We start from the raw sequence: 21,782 nt of genomic DNA on the forward strand, positions 1-21,782 counted from the left end.
GACAAGTAAGATTCTAACTTCTCTAATACTGCATCCTTAGTCGATGCTATAAACGATAATCGTTCCTGCATCGATTCTCGACCTATCTGAAGCGTATAAGCTACAGAGGATAACGCCACAGAATCCTGAGATTCTAAGTACAAACGAAAGTTCTCTACCTGAACAACCAAACGATCAACACTAAGAGCAGATACTACAAAAATGTAAGGACCTTCTACCTTTCGATCTATATCAACATCAGAAACCTTTCCTTGATATTCCTCTACAACCAAATGAGCATTGGTACCACTAAACCCAAAATTACTAATCGATGCGCGTAAAGGGTTTTCTGATTTCCATTCCTGTAACTTTGTATTTACATAAAAAGGACTATCAGCTATTTGGATATGCTTATTAACCTCATCGAAATGTAAACTGGGAACTAATTGCTTATATTTCAATTGTAATAAAATCTTATGTAAACCTGCAACTCCAGAAGCCGCTGATGTATGACCAATATTAGTCTTTACAGAACCTAATCCACAATAATGCTTCTTATCTGTAAAATGCTCAAATGCACTCGATAGTGCCTCAAACTCTATCGGATCCCCTAATTTAGTACCTGTACCATGTGTTTCTATATAACTAATTGTTTGAGGATCTATCTCATAACGCTCATAGACTGATCGGATCAGATCTCGTTGCGAATCTGCATTGGGAGCCGTAATACCATTAGTTTTACCATCCTGATTGATTCCACTTCCCAAAATAACTCCGTGTATATGATCTCCATCTCGCTCAGCATCTTCTAATCGTTTTAATAAAACAACTCCTGCTCCTTCACCAGGAACAAAACCATCAGCACTGTTATCAAAAGTCTTACATTTACCGTCTTTACTAAGCATACCTGCATCACACATCTGCTTATAGGGAGTAACTCCTAAGTACAATGTAACTCCACCTGCTAATGCCATATCCACTTCTTTGGATAATAAAGCTTGGCACGCTAAATGAATAGAAACCAACGATGAAGAACATGCTGTATCAATGGCGATACTTGGACCTTTTAAGTTTAATAAATAAGCCAAACGCGCCGAAAATATCGATGCAGAATTACCAGTCATTACTCGAGATTTTGACGATTGATAATTCTCTGATTGAATTGCCAAATCAAAATACTCATTACCCATTACACCTACATAGGTACCACAATTAAAACCACTTAAATCATTTCGTGTATACCCAGCATCTTCTATCGTTTTCCAACATTCTTCCATAAAAATCCTGTACTGAGGATCCATTAATTCTGCTTCTGTTGGTGATATATTAAAAAATAATGGATCAAACTTATCTATATCCGATAATTGCCCTAGCCACTTGCTATAAACTTCTCCATCAGGATCATAATGATCTTCTACATTCCATCTATCTTTACCTACTTCTGTTACGCAGTCTTTACCTTCTTTTAAATTATTCCAATAAGCTTCCAGATTTGATGAAGACGGATAACGACCAGAAGTACCCACTATAGCAATACGGCCTGTTTCTTTTTTTGAATCTTTCTTTGATAATGATGATAATGGTTTCTCTTGATCCGAAGATATTACCCCAGAAATAGCACTAGCCGATCTATCTATACTATCCAGTAATACCTTATCTTGATTTAAAATATTTACGTCTAATCTTGAATCGGATACTGATCCTGATAGCTCCAAATCTACTGAAGGAATAACTGCTTTTGTATCCAAATCGTTTTCTGAAACACCTAAAAATGATGCCTTTTCTAAAATATAAACTGAAAAACTAGCTATCGTTGGATAAGTATACAAGCTTGTTGCTGGTAATTCTAATCCATAAGAGTCATTAATTAATTTGATAAACTCAACACCAGTAATAGAATCCAATCCTAAGTCCTGAAAGGTGCTTTCTTGATCAATCTTTGAAATTTCTAAATAAACTGCTTCGGATAACAAAACTTGTAATTTATCTGATATACTTCCTATTTCCAAACCGTGTGGTAAAACTTCTCTGGTAGAAACTGGTATAACTGATGGATTCTCCTTTATATCAGAAATAGAAACAGAACTCTCTGAACTTGAAAAAACAGCACTAGTTTCTGGAAGAAGAGATAAAATGTGTTCACTTAAATTAGTGATAGTTGGATGAGCATACAAGCTTGTTGCCGGTAATTCTAATCCATAACAGTCATTAATTAATTTGACAAATTCGACACCAGTAATCGAATCCAATCCTAAATCCTGAAAGGTACTTTCTTGATCAATCGTAGAAACTTCTAAATAAATTGTTTCGGATAATAAAACTTGTAATTTATCTAATATATTTCCTATTTCCAGACCGTGTGGTAAAATTTCTCTTGTAGAAACTGGTGTAACTGATTGATTCTGCTTTACATCATGAATAGAAACAGAACTCTCTGAACTTGAAAAAACAGCACTAGTTTCTGGAATAAGAGATAAAATGTGTTCGCTTAAACTAGCTATAGTTGGATGAGCATACAAGCTTGTTGCCGGTAATTCTAATCCATAACAGTTATTAATTAATTTGACAAATTCGACACCAGTAATAGAATCCAATCCTAAATCCTGAAAAGTACTTTCTTGATCAATCTTTGAAATTTCTAAATAAACTGCTTCGGATAATAAAATACTAAGAGATTCTAAAATCTCCTGCTTAGCATTACTATGGTCTTTAGGTCTAGAGCTTGATAATTCTTCTTTAACTAGCGGCGTACTTTCTGACGAGGCAAATGTAGATAATGTCTCTAATTCGATTGAAGATGTAGCATTCGAGGATGATGCTACCTTTGCAACAGATTGATCTGCTATATCTGAAAAAACAACATCTTGATCTTTTGGTATTACATTAGTTTTTAAGGATTTTTGTAAACTATGTTTCTTCTGTTTTGCATGATTACCTACCCAATAATGCTCTCTCGAAAATGGATATGTAGGCAAACTTACCTTCATAGGAACAACGGAATCATATAACAAATTCCAGTCTATAGAAATACCCGAAGCCCATAATCGAGCAAGATTATCCAGCTCTTTATTTGCTATTGCTGTGGTGACATAACCCTTTGCTGATTCATCTTGTAAGAGAAATCCTGAATCGTTATCCCTCGTATTACCTGTATATAAACCTGATGTAGATCCCAACAAGTAAGATTCTAACTTCTCTAATACTGCATCCTTAGTCGATGCTATAAACGATAATCGCTCCTGCATTGATTCTCGACCTATCTGAAGCGTATAAGCTACAGAGGATAAAGTCACAGAATCCAGAGATTCTAAGTACAAACGAAAGTTCTCTACCTGAACAACCAAACGATCAACACTAAGAGCAGATACTACAAAAACATAAGGCCCTTTTATCTTTAAATCTATATCAACATCAGAAACCTCTCCTAGATATTCCTCTACTATCAAATGAGCATTACTACCTCCAATTCCAAAACTACTAACTCCAGCCTTTAAAGGTTTTCCATCTTTTGAAATCCAGGGCATAGATTTATTTTGAATATAAAACGGTGTTCCTTTTAGATTAATTTTGTCATTGAGTTTCACAAAATTTATAGTAGCCGGTAAATATTTATTTTTAAAGGATACTAATATTTTTAGTAATCCTGTTATTCCTGAGGCCGCTTCCAAGTGACCAATATTAGATTTTATAGACCCTAACCCAATTTTCCCTTGATTCTTTTTAGTGAATACAGCGGTGAGCCCATCAACCTCAATCGGGTCTCCAAGAGGAGTTCCTGTACCGTGAGCTTCAATATAACTGATATCATTTATATCTATATTTGCATTCCGAACTGCCTTTTCTATAAGCTCTTGTTGTTTTTGCGAATTTGGAACCGTAAGTCCTCCTGCAAAACCCCCATGACTGATAGCAGTTCCTTTAATTAGACCCAAAATATTATCTCCATCAACTCTAGCTTCTTTCAATGGTTTAAGCAACATTAAAACTGCTCCTTCTCCTCTTACATATCCATTTGCTCGTTGATCAAAAGTATAGCATATGCCATCTTTACTAAGCATTCCAGCATGGTGATACGCTAAACTTTTTGAGGAATGACACATAAAATGAACACCTCCCACAATAGCTTGTTCACATTCTCCCGACTTTATTGACTTTACAGCTTCATGAATTGCAAACAAAGAAGATGAGCACGCGGTATCTAATTGAATACTTGGTCCTTGAAGGTCAAAATAATAAGAAATACGATTTGTAAGTATTGCCATTGCCGTTCCAGTACAGCTTAATATATCATGATCATTTCTTTGATTTAATAGTACTTCATAATCACTTCCACTTGCTCCTATAAAAACTCCAGTTTTACTTCCTTTCATTGACTCTGGATTGTATCCAGAACGTTCAAATAACTCCCAGGTTAGTTCTAGAAGTACACGTTGTTGAGGATCCATTAATTCTGCTTCTCTTGGAGAAATTCGGAAAAAAGAGGCATCAAACGAATCGATATTCGAGACATACCCTCCCTTATCAACTCCTTTGTGTTTATTATCAACATCTACCCAAGATGGCCATTCCCAACGATCAGAAGGAGCAGTAGAGATTGCGGATACTTCACTTATCAAATTCTTCCAAAGTTCCTCTTCATTATTTGCTTCTGGAACTCGAAAAGATGTCCCAATAATAGCAATACCTTCAGAATCTATATGTGGATCTCTTCTTTTTACCTCTTGAAGAGATTTATCTTTTTTACTTCTATCTTCTCCTAATAAATAAGATGTAATTTCTTTGATTGTATAGCAATCAAAAAACTTACTTGGATTACTTGATAAATGGTAAGTGACATTCAAATATTCCGAAAGCTCTGTTAACATAATCGATTCTATACCTACTTTTCTGAGATCAGTATCTACATTAATGTTGATCTCATCAAACATGGCATTAAAAAAGTCTTTTATGATCTTATTCAACTTTTTTCGTGTATACTTTAAAGGGGTTTTAATACGCGTGCCTACGTGTTGTAGTTCTTTATTTTTTTCAGAGGTCACTATAGAATGTTTTTCAAGAGGTTTTTCATTCAAGGGTGTAAATTCTTGCTTTATATTATGTATCTCTGTTGTATCTATTGCGCCTAGATTTGGTCTGAATGTTCCTACCAGTTGTTTTACTGTATACATCTTAGCAATCAAGCTTCCATCTTTAGTTCGGCAAAGTGAAGATGTCAATTGTATTTTATCCTCGTCAAGAAACTTAAAATCCTCTAATACATATACTAATTCTTCATTTGCATTAGCATTTCCATAATAATGAATATCTCTAGCAATACAAAAACTTGCTGTTGCCCAATTTTCACAATCTGGATTATTTTCTTCAAAATAAAAACGTTCACATTTATCATTAATCTTTGGATAGGACGCATAATAAAGCAATCCTACACCATTAATATCATCGTATGGATCAACAATATATAACTTAGAAAATATAGTTTTACTTTCAATGGGAAATGTTGTATCAAAAAACTCATGCGAATTCACACTTTTATTTTTTTGACTAAGACCAGAAAACAAAAAATTTTTAGCATCAAAAAAACCTTTAGCCAGCTTTGGTAGTGTTTTATGTTTCTTAAGTTTTGCTGTTTCTGAATTTAGCGGTTTTCCTTTCTCTAATTTTTCATTATCTCCCAATTTTCTGGACGAAAAAACAGACATCAAAGAAGCTGATATGCTCTTATTTCCCGAAGTAATCGTATCTTCACTAAAAAACATTTTGTTGCCATATAGAGATATTTCTCCTTCTAGCTCAATTTCATCATTCTCTTTAAAATAAAATAAACTTTCTCTAGCACTCCATTGAATACGGACAAAACTTGCGTATAATCTTTCTCCGTTGCTATCCATAATTTTACTAGTTTTAGTATCTAAGCTTTTAGAAATCATTTCCCAATGAAGATCTCCTAGCTCCTTTAATAGCCAATTTTCAGATAGCCCACTTGATAGTAAATGAGAAATATTCAATGAATACTCTTTCTTTAATGAGGTTCTTTTTTTATTTTTCATACAGTGAAGTGGTTTAATTTTTTTTATTTTTCTTTTTGTGGAATTTTTTGACAGCTATCATAATAAAAGACAGGTAGTTGAATCCTTTCCAGCTTTCAGTTGTGGTATCGAATCTATTGAGAAGTGATCGATAACTGTCCATCCAAGCATTTGTGCGTTCCACTGCATATCTTTCATCGTATAGTTTTTGGTCAAAATATTCATCTCTATCGCTATTTCCATTTCTTTTGTTGAAACATATATTGGCATTGATTTGCTTTTTATCGCAAGAGTTTCAGAAGTCTTTAGAATCGAACCCTGCATCTGCGTTTAGAAATAGTCCATTTACATCAATGTTCGCTTGTTCGAGCGTGGTTGTGACCACCTCGAACTGTACCTTTATATTGAATAGATCGTTATGATTGCCCGCTATGGGTTCCGAGATAACCAAGAGAAGCCCTTGCCTATCTGTCAAGTATAGAGAATTTGTAGTCTTTGTCTTTTTTCTTCTCTGGTATTCAACGTTTTCACCACCTCGTTTGGCAGGAGTATGGCTGCCGTCAAAATCTACACTAGATAAATCTAGGTCTTCTTTATGAGCTTCAAGAAATTTTATCCAACAATTTTTCCAGGTTTCAGACAAACACCATTTACGATAATGATAGTAGACCGATTGCCAACATAAAACCTTATCGGAAAACAAAGCTTTTACAGGCAATAGACGCCAATGAACACCAGTTTTGAGCTTATAAAGTATTGCATTAACTATCTCATTCAAAGGAACCGTAGGTGCAAATCCACGACTAGGAAGAGGAAGGTATGCCATAATTGATTTTTCTATCATATCTTTGTCAAGTATAAAATACATATAGGGTTGTTTTTGGTTTGACTTATGTTCGTAACACAAATCTTTGCAACCCTTGTTTTTAATCCAAAAAAAGTTTAAACCACTTCAGTGTAATAATTGTAGAGATATAATTATGTTGAATCTGAAATAAAATCATAATTATTTATATTTTCTATAACATGGAATGGACTTAAAAAAAGAAAAAGTTATAATATTACTAATCACGGGTATTGTATAAGAGCTTGTTTAAAAACACTCAGAATATGTTTTGAAATAGTCTAAAGAAACAAAGTTTCAATAGTTATGTAAAACTAATTTTCTCTATTTTTTCATGCAGTATTATTATTCACATTCTCATATTAGAAATGAAAATATTTAAGTTCAATTATTAATTTTAAGACACCAACAATAAACTTATTTGGAAAATTAAGAGAGAAATAAGTATAATCACATTATGAAGAATCTACCTTTATTTTTAAAGACTGTGAGGTTTTAAAATTTTTCATGATTATATTGTTATATTTAAATTAGAATTCACAATTCTAATTAAAAAATAAAAAATAAAACGTTAGGCAACTAACACTTCAACAAATAATCTAAAAGTAAAACAATTACATAACGTATCCGTCCGAGCAATTTCGCGGTAATATTTTCTTGATATCCGGGCAGTAATTCTTCAAGTTTTTGTATGCTATGGTCTGATAATTTTTCTAAGGTATCTGCACTTGATACGCATTATATCGATTTAAAAATTATTTCAAAAGCTGTTCAGGATCTTCAAATATTCTCTTAAAACGCGAGAAAAAAATGATAAAAACCCTGCTACAAAACCCTGCTACTCATAAAAATAAAGATTCTCAATTTGTTTGTCTCAGTAAAATTCAAAATTACAATTCACTATATAACAAAGGATTAAATACTGTAAAACAAAAAAGAGCGTCTCCACGCTCTTTTTTCTTCACACAAATCATCTTAATTTAGGGGCTTATTCTAAACTTAAAACTCACTTTTTATAACAACTTTCATCTTGGGGGAAATGAAAGAACTATTTCATTAGTACACTGTAAAGATACGAGTATTTTTCATTCTACCAAACAAAAAAGTGTATTTTATCTAAAAAATATGCTTTTTAACATTATTAAATGATTAATAAACAAAAAAAGTAATCCTAATCCTACTTTTATGTTTACGTATGAATTACAACACAACTTAAAAAGTTGTAATAGAAAGTAACAAATAATAAAAAAATGTCTCTACACTCTTTTTCCTCATATAAATTATCTTAGTTTTTGAACTCATCCTGAGTAATGGTTTTCAACCGAAAACCTAACTTTAATATAATACGATTTATAACTAAAAATTTCGCATATTCATCGTTTCTTTTTCCTTTCTACTTCGTTTAAAAAATAAACCGTAGCTATAGCTATGCTTGATTTTTTTGCCTTGCATAAAGAAAAAATAATTCAATGAATTTATACGAATTTTTTAATCACAAATCGTATAATAACAAATTAATTCGTTCATTAAATTCTTGAAAGAGGTAAATAAAATCTGTTTTGAAGGTGACAGAGTACTATTTTTTTGACTTCTAAAGTATAATAACATTTCTACCTTAAAATTACCCACTAAAATTTATTCTTTTCCCCTTATGCTCCAAAATAAAAATTAACCGTAGGCTATGCCGAACTTTTCTTTTTTGCCTAAAGAAAAAACAACTGTATTTTATTTGGGTAATTTTAAAGCAAAAATGGTATAACAACATATCTAAAACATTTTTTTGTGTCTTTAAGTTTTCCGACATATATCGTTTTATCAAATACAATGATATTGTTACGCATAGGTAGACTCAACCTATGTGATTTATTTAACAATACCGCCCTGTCTCTATTTTATGAATAAAAAGGACTGCTTAACATTCTTACCTTTACTAACTAGTAAATATGGGCCAGATTGAAGTTTGGAGACATCCATAGTAGTTTCTATATCGTTTTGAGAATTTAATTCGTTAATTATTCGTCCTTGAAGATCAACAATCTGTAATACTTCAGTCGCTGTTGATAATCCTTTAATATAAATTATATCACCTTTTACCGGATTGGGATATACTACCATTTTCTCTTCAATATGTTCTATATCAGAAGATCTATTGCAGTTTGGAGCCGTAATAGCATTACTAAAATAAATGCTGAAATCTTTTGTCTTGGAGACTAATACAAAATTGGCTTCATCCCTAGCTACCCAATAAGATCCGTCCAACCCTTTGAAACCACTATTGCTTACTGTAATCTCTGGTTTACTATTTTTTAATTGAAAGGTCATCATATTTTTAAAATCCACATACCACTTTGGTGATCCATTGTTTGTATTAATCGCGAATTGATACAAGCGATTGTTTTGTGAAGTCCAATTTATTGTAAATTTTCTGAAATTATCTAGTTTTGGTCCGTCAGTTCCCAGAACATGAACATTGGAATATGTAATCCTATTCATAGTGCTGAGACCTCTATTAATAGGAGTTCCGAATGAGCAATTGTCTCCTCCTCCAATAGTAGTACTCTGAACAGTTAAGGTAAAAGTTGCTTCACTTCTCTTTCCTTTGTTATCTGTAGCAATAGCCTTAACCGTATATATTCCGGCAGAATATCCATTTACTTCTTTCGGATTTGGCGAACCAGCGTGCCCCCACTCATAGGGTACTACGTTTTCCTGACGTATACTATTATTATTGATATATAATTTCACATTAGAAACACTACCATCCGGATCCGAAGCATTTGCTCTAATCACAAGATTATACCCTTCTTGTACAGTGATATTATCAGGCGGTGAAATGAAAGAAACATTTGGAGCTTGATTGCTCACTTCTTTTTTAACAATTACGGTTCTGGAAATTTCTGTAGAAAACCCTTTCTGATCTTTTTCAAAAGCTCTGGCACCAATCGTATATATTCCTTCGGTAGTTGGTGTCCAGGTATTTGTATAAGGAGCTGTATGATCTTGACCATAATAACCTCCATTAACTTTAAAATTAACGCGAGCTACTTCTCCATCAGGATCTGAAGCATTTGCTCTTAGAGTAATCGTTTCTCCTAAGGTAAAAATTTGATTATTTTGAGAAGGATTTGTTAATGAAACTGTTGGCGGCTTATTATTATCACCTCCCGTATTTCCTAAACAATTCGTCCACACCTTAAAATCATCAAAATATACGTAATCATCTTGTGGGGACTGCCACCAATCATCCTTGCGATTACCGCCTCTATAGGTATGCATTACTATAGAATTAATTCTAACATTTCTTTTTCCTGATAATCGAAACACCACATTATCTAGATTAACTAATTTTTTACCATCGATATACATTTCTAAAATACCATTTCTTTGACCTGGAGTATTTAGTTTAAGGTATTGTCTTACAGTATACCATTTATTTCTTTGAAGTTGTAAATTTCCTAATCGCGTATTACCACCACATCGTGTTTCTCTGGTAGGTAAATAATCATAGACAATAAGGTAGGGTGGTTGTGTATGTGCTGTATTAGAGCGCCACATTAATCGAGTAGAGAATGCATTGTGGATAGTACCTTGATTTTGAGTACAACCAGCAGGTTGCGCTCCGTTTGATGTAGAAGCGCCGCCTAATCCAGGAAGTTTCCCTCCCGTTGCCCATACAAAGTCATTTGCAAATTTCACACGATATTCAAGGGTTGCTTCTTCGACACCATCAAAACTACTATCAAATACAAAACCACCAGTTTTACCACTAGCATCATTTTTGGTATATTCTGCTCGTAGTTCACCATTAATTACTCGGTTTCTTTGCGGAAACTCATTACTTAAGCCCCGAATATTACCCCCCGAAGTTCTGCCTCCTACCCTCGGAAAATCATTATTGACTAAGCTACGAGTGTACAATTTATTTTGACCATTATATTGATTAAAATCTTGATCAAAAATCAGTCTGCTATTTTTACAATCTTGTGCGTTTATTTTTCCGAATATCAATAAAACAAATACGATGAAAAAGTATCTAGTATTTTTAATTGTCTTCATTGTGTGTGAGTTTGTGTACCTGAATTGTTCTTAGAGCATGTTTAAAAACAATGCAAACTGATTCTCAGTAGTTTGGTGTTCTGACGATACTTCAAATCGACGACATATCGAGATATGTTGCTTATTTGAAGTAAAGTCAAGGTTGTCAAAGTAATGACCAGCAGGCAGAAGGGTTTTTAAACATACTCTTAATATTTTTTTAACTTTTAATAATCCTATATCTTTTAATTTCTTTTTTCAAAGATTTCAACTCAATGAAATAAATACCTTTATCTAAGGATTTGATATCAATGGAAATTGATTCTTCCTTTTCTGGTTTTATTGATTTAATTTTCTGATTATTCATATTATAAATCATAATTTCGTAAACAGCTGCATCGATACCACTCATAAAAATTGAACTACTTGCAGGATTCGGGTAATAGATAAATGAATCTGGTTTAGTTCTGTTATTACAAGAATAGATTTCTTGATTATTACTAAAGTAAAGCGTGAATCCTCCCGTTATTGAAACCATAATAAAGTCTGTATCATGCCTGGTAATCCAGTAAGAACCATCTAAACCTGAAATACCGGAATCGTTAATCGTCATAGAAGGACTAGATTGTCCCAATGTATGTGTTAATTTACTTTTTAAATCTACATAGTAATCCGGAACTCCATTATGGGTATTTATAGCAAATTGATATAATCGGTTGTTCACAGCATCCCAATTAATAGTTATTTTTTTTAAATTCTCTAAGTTGGGACCATCACTTCCTAAGACATATACATTAGTAAAAGATGCTTTATTCATACTGGATATACCATCACTTACAGGCGTATCAAAAGAGCAATTATTACCTTGGTTCACATCTTTATTTATTACAATTAATGTAAATGTCCTATCAGAAGTTGCCCCTTTATTGTCTGTTGCTACTGCCTTAAAAAGGTATGTTCCTGCAGGTAAATCGTTTAATTCATTAGGATTTGGAGATGTTGAGTGCCCCCATTCATAGGGAACTGCACTTTTTTGTCTTATAAGCTTGTCATTGATATAAAGTTTTACATTATTAATACTACCATCAGCATCGTAAGCCTTGACCTTGATATCAAGACTATACCCTTCATCCACAATAATATCATTAGATGGAGGTACGAATGATATCTCTGGAGGTAAATTCGTATCACCGCCATTGCCTCCTGTATTTCCTATTCTGGTAGTAGAAACAATAAAATCATCAAAATAAGCTTCTAAATCCTGAGTAGGTTGAAAAGTCTCATCACTACCTCCAAAAAAAGTAGATAAATAGATCATATTGAGGTTAATATCTTCTTCACCAATTTGTCTATAATCACCATTATCTGTAATGTTTATTGCCAATTTTCCATTTAACCAACCTCTCATAATACCATCATTTTTTCCAGGAGTATTTAGTTTATTGTACATCTCGACCTGATTCCATTGTCCTTTTTTAAACTTTACCTGATCTGGCTGAGGTTCTCCATTTGGTTCTTCATAAGGATCCATTAAACTCCAGTTAATGGATGCGTGCCACCCGTCCCAGGTAGGTTCTGTATTATAATGTACATAAAACTCGATAAGTCCATCATATCGCCACATTAGCCTAAGAGACATATTTCTTTCTGAGGTTTGATAGGCCAAGCCCGGCAATTTACCTCCTGCACGAAATTCAAAATCCTTTGGGAAATACACCCAATAACTAATATATAATTCATCAAAATCACCTTCTACATCAAAAGGTACTTTTGTATGCATTCCACTTTGACCGGTTTTCACTTGTCCTTCGGGATATTTGATATCTAGCACTTTACCACGATTCTTGAAATCGGAAACATGAATTCTTCCTTCATCTGCTCCTTTGCAAAATGAAACCTGTAATGCCTCTTTTATCTTATCTCTATTGTATTGACCAGATGGCAATTGATCAAAATCATGTTGATATACATAGTTTTCTTGAGCAAATAGAAATGTGGTGATACCTACTAAAATAAACGTCAAATTATTTTTTACGTACTCGTAATTCATCTAGTATATTTTTTAAAACATTAGAATAATCATCATATAAGCCTTCTGCTATCTGATGATTATATTGGTTAATACCAATTACTGCTTAGTAAAAAGCATAGCTTTTCTGAATTTCAATCCTTTAATAATTAGGAAATACATTCCTGACTTAAGTCGAGAAACATTTATAGCTGTTTGACTATCTTCTATATCCTTTTGCAATACAACTTTGCCTTGTATATCAACTATTTCTAGTGTAGATTTTTCCTGATTTATTCCACTTATAGTAAGATTGTTATCACTAACCGGATTTGGGAATAATTTAATACGTTCTAATTCATTCTCATCCATTGGAGATTTATCATTACAATTAGGAGGTGTATTAGCATTACTAAAATAAATTGTAAAGTTTCCACTCTTGGAAACCATAACAAAATTAGCTTCGTCCTTTGTAACCCAATATGAACCATCTAAACCACTAAATCCAGAATTGCTTATGGTTATTTCGGGGCTGCTAGTATTAAATTTGGCATCAATAAAAGATTTCATATCAATATAATAGTCAGGAACACCATTATTCGTATTGAAGGCAAACTGATATAATCCATTATATTGTGGGCGCCAGTTAATTCTGAATTTTCTAAAGTTGCTCAAAGCAGGACCACCATTTCCCAGAATGTGCACCTCAGAAAAGGATACTCCATCAAATGCAGGTAATGAATTATTGAGTGGAGTTCCAAATTCACAAGTATTTCCTCCACCGTTACTTTGCGACTTAACTGTTAATATAAACGTAGTTTCTACAGTTGCTTCTTCATTATCAGTTGCTACTGCTTTCAAAACATGTCTTCCTACAGGTAAATCATTTAATTCATTAGGGTTTGGAGATGTTGGGTGTCCCCATTCATAAGGGGCAAAATTTTCTTGTCTCACAAAATTATCATCAATATAAAGTTTTACATTTTCGATATTCCCGTCAATATCGATAGCATTTACTTTACTATAAAGATTATATCCTTCAATAACTGTCAGATTACCCAAGGGTAATGCAAATGATACTGCTGGCGGCGTATTGTCTCCTCCAGTATCACTCAAAACAGTAACAATTACATTTCCAGAAGTTGTAGTAGCTCCCTGATTATCTGTTGCTTTGGCTGTGAAATTATAAATCCCTTCCAGAACATTATTTATACTGTATTGATATGGGGATGAATGATCTTCTCCTAATTTAACCAAACCTCTAAAGAATTCTACTTTTACTATACTTCCATCGGGGTCTGAAGCATTTGCTATTACAGTTATATTATTTCCTTCCTGATATGATTGTTCATTATCAGGCGATGTAATACTTACTCTTGGATTTTGATTTCCTCCACCATCATTACAAGAAATAATATTCCAGTTAGGGCAAGATTGAGTCACAAAATTTAACGTTCCATCACTAATAGGAAAGTCGGTTGTATTTGGATTTCTGGTATTGTTCCAAACATGTATCTCAGAAGGATTTCCTTGTTTTTTTCTGGCGGTCTGAATCACACTACCTCGTGCTTCCAGGTTAAATGTATTATTAAAAATAGCATTTCTAAAACCAGTATTGAATCCAGTACCACGATCTAAAAAATCCACTCCAGTATTGATGATATCAGATCCGTCCAAATTGAAAGTGTTATTATATACAAAGCCATATGCTCCTTTGAGATCGATAAAAGCATCCGCACTATTTTCTCCCGAAATACCTTTTGCTGAGAAGATACAATTGCGAATAATCGTATTTTTAGTTCCTTCTTTTACATCCACCCCTTCGGCTGTTACATTAGGCCCTATAATACAACCATCAATGGTATTATTATTACATTCTCTTTCATAATCGTCATGCTGTCCCTTATCTGATCCTACATATAAACCTTCTCCAATCCCAGGTTTTTTGATACCGACATTGTATACCTTACAGCTTTTGACTAAATTAAAACTAGATCCATCTCTTAAGTGAATTCCTTCTTCACCCAATTCCCGGACAGTTATATTTTCTAGAATTCCGTGATTGGCATTATCAAGGACAATCCCTTTAGAACCTTCTTCAAAAATTATATTTTTTATTCGCCAATAATCCCCTAACAGATGTAATACATAGCCATCATACTTATCATCTTTACCTTTTAATATTGGAGGGTTTGATGGGTTTTTTGCCCTTAAGATAATAGGTTTTGCAGCTGTCCCATTTTTGTTTGAAGCAAATCTGGCAGCTCTTCCTCCTATATTGATTTTATCCAGAGCTGCATACGTTCCTGATGCAATTACTATTTCGTCTCCAGGTTGCGCATTTTGCATCGCATTTCTGATACAATCAACAGAATTACATTCGATAGTCTCCGGTAAACTATCAAAATTTCTATTTTTATCTTCTGACCAGTTTTTTATACTGTCTTGAATAAAAACTCCTGTGTTCGTTAACCGATTATTTTTTGAACTATTACTTCCTTTGCCATAATTTACTATTAGAGATGATTCAGCGCTACCAGAATCCCTATAAATATATTCTTGATTCCAAGATTCTTTTGCCTCCTGTTCGTAATGATTTTGTGCTAAAGCCTGAGTATACAGTGTAAGATTTACTATTAAAAAAATAAAAAATAAATATGTATTCACTGACTTCAAACCATATGGATGATTTGTTCTTGTTTTCATAATGATAATGCTTTTGAGTTTGTGATTTGTGATAAATTATTAGCAAATAATAATACTCCAAAAAAGTATTGCTACTTAATAGGTTATACGATTTACGGGTGAGAATTTCGTAAAAATAATGGCAAGGATTTTTCGCTAGATTGATGAATCAAATTAAAGAATAGCCATAGCTATTGTTTCATTTTATGAAGAAAATATAGTAGAAAAAGAATGTCATTAGATGCAAAATTTTTATTCGTAAATCGTATTATAAATACTTTTTGATAGAACGAGGGGTCATATACGAACCAAAATAGTTTCACTGTATAAACAATAAAGCAATCTCTCCAGGTCATTAAAGATGAAATGAAGATCAATGGTATTTATACTATCAGCACATGTTACTAACCTTGGGATTCTAATCATTTTCATAGTTTGTTTTTTGCTCGATAATCTAGATTTAAATACGCTGAGGCTTCCCTAGAAATCGAAATGTTTTTTTTTCAATAAATGCCTTGTGGTTTTGCCTCAAGGTAGTATACGTTACCACTAATAATTTAACAACTATATTATTATCTGCTATAAATGGATCTTATAATTATAAGTAGGTAGTCGTCGTTATATTTCTAATACAATGTTACTTAATTATAGTATTACAGAAGTTCAATTCTTGGGGTAATATTGTACAAAATGCTGATTTAAAGAATTTTAACCCTCAACAAAAACAACTCTTCATACAAAAAATATTTCTTTTTTAATTATGGAACTGATTTGTGATGTCATTTCTGTTTTAAAAATATTCTAATAAAAAGCGGCAATTTCTTAATGATCTCATCTTAAGAAATTGCTATGATTTTATTTTGAAGTATGAAATAAAAAGAAATGATTTTAGTAAATAATTTCATCTAAGAATTGAATAAAAAAAGGAAAAGATCATCAATTATGAAAGGATCTTCCTGACAAAAAATACCATCCAGAGAAATTATTTTACAAGATATTAAAAGAATTATATGTTGATACATACTCCAGATTAATGACTGGTATGAAATTTTTTAGCATATTCTGAAGGAGTTCTTTTAAAATATTTCTTAAAATATTTTGAAAAATATTTGGGATCTCTAAAACCTACTTTATAACCGATTTCTGAAATACTTAATTCTCCCATTTCTAAAAGTTCTGAGGCTCTTTTCATTCTAATAGAATTAACAAATTCTTTTGGAGTAAGATTGGTCCAGGCTTTTATTTTTATAAATAACATAGTTCTACTTACACCTAATTCTGAACAAAAATAAGGAATATCAAAAGAAGGATCATTAATATTATTTTCAACAATTTTAATCGCTTTTATTCTTAAACTCTCTTCTACAGAACCCATATCATTTTGATCTATAGACAGATCATCTTTTGAGAATTTAGTTTTTAATATGGTTGTAGTATCATAAAGGTTTTTAAGAATCAATAAGAATTCTTTTATATTAAATGGCTTATCAATGTAAGCATCTGCTCCAACCTCTAACCCTTTAAATTTATACTCTATCGACGCTCGAGAAGTGAGTAATACTAGAGGTATATGGTTTGTACGTAGATCATTTTTAATTTTAGCACATAACTCAGTTCCTTCCATTTTGGGCATAATTACATCACTTACTATCATGTCTGGTAATACCCTAATTGCTTTTCTAAAAGCATCCTCTCCATTATCAGCTTGTTCAACTTGATAATGCTCTTTGAGAATATCGACCATGAATTTTCTAAACTCGTCATTATCTTCAGCAATTAAAATTTTTGGTTTATCACCCGAAGAAGATGCTGGATATTCTAGTTCAAATGTTTGCACGGTTTCAATTACATTCTCATACGTAAACCCTTCGTCTCTAGACTGATCCTTTTCTATTTCACAACTTTCCAGGTGATCACTACCTTTTTTTAAATAAACCCTGAATGTAGTTCCGATATTTTCTTTAGTGGTTACTTCTATTTCTCCTTTATGTAAATCAATTATTTTTTTTGCAATATGCAATCCTATTCCGCTACCCTGATTGAATTTTTTTTGATACTCTATTTGACTCGCTACTTCATAATATCTATCAAAAATTTTATTCATAAACTCGTGATTAATTCCTTGTCCATTATCAGAAACTACGATAACCACATGGTTTTCGTCCTCCTCGATTTTTAATATAATCTTACCTCCTTTTTGTGTATACCTAAAAGCATTGGATAACAAATTGTATAAAACTTTTTCGAGTTGATTTTGGTCATAAAACAGCATAATTTGATCCGAAACAAACTTGAAAGAATATGAGTATTTACCTATTCTGGCATATTCTAAAAAAGATTTATATACCTCCTCTGCAAAAGGAACTATATTCTCGTTTTTTACATGAAGTCTTGTATGCTTATTTTCGTAAGATCTAAAATCTAATAACTGATTGGTAAGTTTTAATAATTGTTTGGCATTACGCTCTATTACTTCTAATTTTTCAAACATTTGTTTACTTCCGGTATAGTTATCTATTAGCTGTTGTAATGGAGCTAAAATTAGTGTAAGAGGAGTTCTAAAATCATGAGAAATATTAGTAAAGAACTCTAACTTAGATTTATTGATTTCTTCTTGTCGAATATTCTCCAGACGTTCTGACTTAAGCTTATGCACCAAAGTTATCTTCGACTTCATATTCTTATAAATTTGATAAAGTATAAAACATATTATTACAAAATACGACATATAGGCAAGAGTAGTTTTCCAAGGAGCCGCTTTTACCACCATCCTAAGTTCTGTGGGCTTATTATTCCAGGTTTCCTGATTATTTGCTTCTTTTACCTGAAAAATGTAATCTCCCGGTTTCTGAATGGTATAACTTACCTCACTACTATTAGTGAATTTCCATTCATTGTTTAACCCTAATAACCTGTAAGCATAGTGTTTGTTTGTTTTATTTACATAACTAGGTAATGCAAAATTAAAGGTAAACGAGTTTTCATCATAATTCAGTATCATTTTTTCTGTAGACGAGATATATTCATCTTGATCTTTACCATTAATCTTTAATTTTGTTAAAATAACTTTAGACTTGTAGGTATTCTTCTTAAGGTTTTTGGGGTTAAAAAATGAAACTCCCTGTACTCCACCAAAATATAAGTTTCCGTTTTTACTTTTTAAATATGAATCATTAAAAAACTCATTTCCTAAAAAACCTTCATTTTGATTATACAGCATGCTTTTCTGTGTTTCTAAATTGTATCGTACAATCCCAAGATTACAACTAATCCAAAGATTTTCTTCATCGTCCTGAACTATACTATAAGCGGTTACAATTTTATTATCTAATAATTTGGGAGTGATTTCTTCAAACCTATTTTGGTTCAGTATGAGTACACCTCTTTCTCTTGTACCCACAAAAATTTGCCCTTGATCATTTTGATAGATACAAAAAATATTGTGCCCATAATCAGTTTTACTATCAAATAAGTATTGCTCTACTTTTATTTTATTCTTTTCAAAACTTGCTATATTGACCTTATTTAATCCTTTATCCGTACCTACCCATAAATTGCCATTTATATCAGGAATAATGCTTCTCACTTTATTATTTGTAAGAGAGGTTGTATCAGAAGGAATGTTCTTAATAATTAAAATATTTTCTGTTTCCAAATTGTAGAGTATCAGACCTTTCCCAAAAGTTCCAAAAGCAAGGTGATTTTTAATCTTCTTTATTGCATAAATCCCAGTTTTTTCCAAATATAGTTTTAACTGTTTATGTTTTTGATCTTCGAATTTTTTTGTTCGAAGATCAAAACACTTAATTCCCTCTTTGAACGTCCCAATCCATAACTTCTCGTCTTCGACACATAATGATTTTATATTTGTATTGGCTAATCTCTTACCTAGTCTCTTAGTAACTAAAACATTAGTACTGCCATCAGGGTAGGTTACTGTTACTCCATTTCCCTCGGTAGCTATATACATATTACCAATATCATCTTCTTTGATAGCACTGACAACATCAAAAGGATATGTTTGATTTCCATTGGTTTTATAAAAAGTATGAAAATTATTATTATGAATATCCCATATGTTTACACCTCCATAATAAGTACCTAACCAAACTGATCCATTACGATCCACAAAAATTTCTTTAATACTATTTTTACTAATACTTCTGGGATTTCCTGGCTGATGAAAAATATGTGATATGTCTTTTTTTTTTCTTTGAACAAATAGTCCTCTATACGTACCTATCCAAAGGTTTAAATTCTTATCATAAGATAGTTTTCGAATATCAAGGTTTGCTATGTTATCAATTCCAGGAATATTATATTGTTGGTATTTATGTGAATTTTTATTAAACTTAAAAATCCCTTTGGACTTTGAACCTACAATTAGATTTCCATCAAAATCTTCATTAATTGCTTGTATAAATAAACTAGATTCGCGGTTTTCTATGCTCTCACATTGCTTAAATTCTAAATTATAAACATCCTTATTTACTACCTGAACGAGCCCGGATGAGGTTCCCAGCCAAATTGTGTTTTCTTTATCTTGAAAAACATCAATAATTAATCTATTAGGCATAGCACTCGTACTATACGTTTCTGTACCATAAAATAACAAATCATCATTTTTCCCATCATGAATAAATAGTCCATTTGACGTAGCAAACCATAAAGTTTTATCTTTCATTTGTCGAATTGCGCGTATAGAACGATGCGTGTTCGTATTTTTTTCTGTCGAATACAAAAATCTCTTAAAAGTCCTGGTTTTTGGATCAAACCGATTAAGTCCATTGTAGGTGCCAATCCAGATAAATCCCTTATCATCTTCTTTGATCGAAAGGATGTCATTACTACTTAAAGAAACAGAATCCGAAGGAACATTCCTGTATATAGTAACCCGTTCTCCATCATATTTGTTAAGTCCATCTCTTGTCCCGATCCACATTTGACCAAATTGATCTTGCTCTATAGCAATAACAGTACTCTGAGATAAGCCATCAGATACAGAAAAATGAAAAAAATTATACTCTTGAGAAAAGGAAAATAGATACGCAAGAAACATCAAAAATAATATAGTCTTTTTCATGCTTTGAGGTACAAGTTATGTAAGTACTCCTATCTAAATATAACGCTCATTTGTCAAAATATTATGATTTTAGTTAAGGAAGATTCTTTTTTTTAGCTTAATTACGGATTAGATTAATTAATTCTTACTAAACTTTCAGTTGCGATATCTTGCTATACTTATGGTGGAAATACTTTATAACTTTCGATTTATTTTTACCTTATCTAATACGATTTATAACTAAAAATTTCGCATATTCATCGTTTCTTTTTCCTTTCTACTTCGTTTAAAAAATAAACCGTAGCTATAGCTATGCTAGAAATTCAAAAACCAACCGCTTACTACTTTTAGAATTACTGGATCAGGTTGATCCCAAACATCGGATTTGTAAAACTTGAAAATATGGATGATACCTCCAGCATAGTAGCAACCTTTCTTATTTCATTTGGTGGTGCTTACTTAGTATCTAAATTAATAATTGAATTAAAGAATGTTAACAAAAATGCAGTACGACAAAGAAAAGAAATAGAAGAATGGTATACAAAACGTAGAGATGCATTAGAGAAAGAAAAAATAGCAAGAAAGGAGATAATAGATTATTTAAAAAAGAAAATTAATGATAGAGAATCACCTACATCATAAATAAATGGCAGTGCCCCCTCTATTGTAAGATACAAATGTTTGGTTTGGACTACCTAATAAATTTGGTACAAGTTTTCATTAAGCCGCATTTTTATATTTATAATTGTTCAAATTGATTTCCATTTCCAAAGGAGTTAAATAGTCTAAAGCAGAATGTATTCTTTTGGTATTATACCATTTAATATATTTATCAATAGCGTTATATAATTGTTTTTGATTATTAAATTTATATCTGTTTAGCCATTCATATTTGATGACTTAACTTATCCTCCTAAGAAAAAAAAGACTGGTGAGGCTTCTAGTAGTGTGAGACCACCTGAAAAGAAGGGGAAGACTAGCCCTGAGAATAATAAAAGAAAAAGAGGTAATAGATTTTGTAAATTATGTTGATAAGAGGGCAATCCATTTTTTAGGGTAGTATCATACTAAATGTGTGAGTTAAAAAAGGAAGTGTAATTATAACCCTGTCCCAAGATTATAATTACACTTCCCATATTTTGA

The 21,782-nt window shown here is 32.1% G+C and carries 6 protein-coding genes and 2 pseudogenes; 1 reads left to right on the forward strand and 7 read right to left on the reverse strand.

Annotated features, from left to right (window positions below; translation table 11 throughout):
- From F0000_RS24555 to F0000_RS24580, 6 genes and pseudogenes are all read right to left on the reverse strand, one after another.
- Positions 1 to 6,026 (reverse strand): beta-ketoacyl synthase N-terminal-like domain-containing protein (locus tag F0000_RS24555; protein WP_255452885.1); only part of this gene is annotated, 6,026 nt, incomplete at its 3' end.
- A 13-nt stretch (positions 6,027 to 6,039) separates the two neighbouring features.
- Positions 6,040 to 6,873: pseudogene (locus F0000_RS24560) on the reverse strand (transposase).
- A gap of 1,863 nt (positions 6,874 to 8,736) precedes the next feature.
- A complete protein-coding gene (locus F0000_RS24565; RefSeq protein ID WP_149627369.1) occupies positions 8,737 to 10,905 on the reverse strand; it encodes a polysaccharide lyase in 2,169 nt (722 codons plus the stop codon).
- Between the two features lie 199 nt (positions 10,906 to 11,104).
- On the reverse strand, positions 11,105 to 12,934 hold the full coding sequence (locus tag F0000_RS24570) for a polysaccharide lyase (protein WP_149627370.1): 1,830 nt from the start codon (positions 12,932 to 12,934) through the stop codon (positions 11,105 to 11,107).
- A 78-nt stretch (positions 12,935 to 13,012) separates the two neighbouring features.
- Positions 13,013 to 15,598, reverse strand: a complete 2,586-nt coding sequence (locus F0000_RS24575) for an Ig-like domain-containing protein (protein ID WP_149627371.1) — start codon at positions 15,596 to 15,598, stop codon at positions 13,013 to 13,015.
- Positions 15,599 to 16,607: 1,009 nt separating this feature from the next.
- Positions 16,608 to 20,660 (reverse strand): two-component regulator propeller domain-containing protein, encoded by a 4,053-nt coding sequence (locus F0000_RS24580; RefSeq protein ID WP_149627372.1) that lies wholly within the window; start codon positions 20,658 to 20,660, stop codon positions 16,608 to 16,610.
- 381 nt (positions 20,661 to 21,041) lie between these two features.
- Between F0000_RS24580 and F0000_RS24585 the strand changes: the two genes are divergently transcribed.
- Positions 21,042 to 21,281 carry a hypothetical protein gene (locus F0000_RS24585; protein ID WP_149627373.1) on the forward strand — a complete coding sequence of 80 codons (240 nt, stop codon included), beginning with the start codon at positions 21,042 to 21,044 and terminating at the stop codon, positions 21,279 to 21,281.
- A 78-nt stretch (positions 21,282 to 21,359) separates the two neighbouring features.
- Here F0000_RS24585 and F0000_RS24590 read toward each other — a convergent pair.
- Positions 21,360 to 21,536, reverse strand: a pseudogene (locus F0000_RS24590) (IS3 family transposase); the annotation flags it as partial.
- Between the last annotated feature and the right edge of the window lie 246 nt (positions 21,537 to 21,782).

Source organism: Aquimarina sp. RZ0 (assembly GCF_008370685.1).
Lineage (GTDB): Bacteria > Bacteroidota > Bacteroidia > Flavobacteriales > Flavobacteriaceae > Aquimarina.

Coding starts and splice junctions, on each gene's coding strand:
- F0000_RS24565 (WP_149627369.1), bottom strand. CDS start 10,905: ATGAAGACAATTAAAAATACTAGATACTTTTTCATCGTATTTGTTTTA.
- F0000_RS24570 (WP_149627370.1), bottom strand. CDS start 12,934: ATGAATTACGAGTACGTAAAAAATAATTTGACGTTTATTTTAGTAGGT.
- F0000_RS24575 (WP_149627371.1), bottom strand. CDS start 15,598: ATGAAAACAAGAACAAATCATCCATATGGTTTGAAGTCAGTGAATACA.
- F0000_RS24580 (WP_149627372.1), bottom strand. CDS start 20,660: ATGAAAAAGACTATATTATTTTTGATGTTTCTTGCGTATCTATTTTCC.
- F0000_RS24585 (WP_149627373.1), top strand. CDS start 21,042: ATGGATGATACCTCCAGCATAGTAGCAACCTTTCTTATTTCATTTGGT.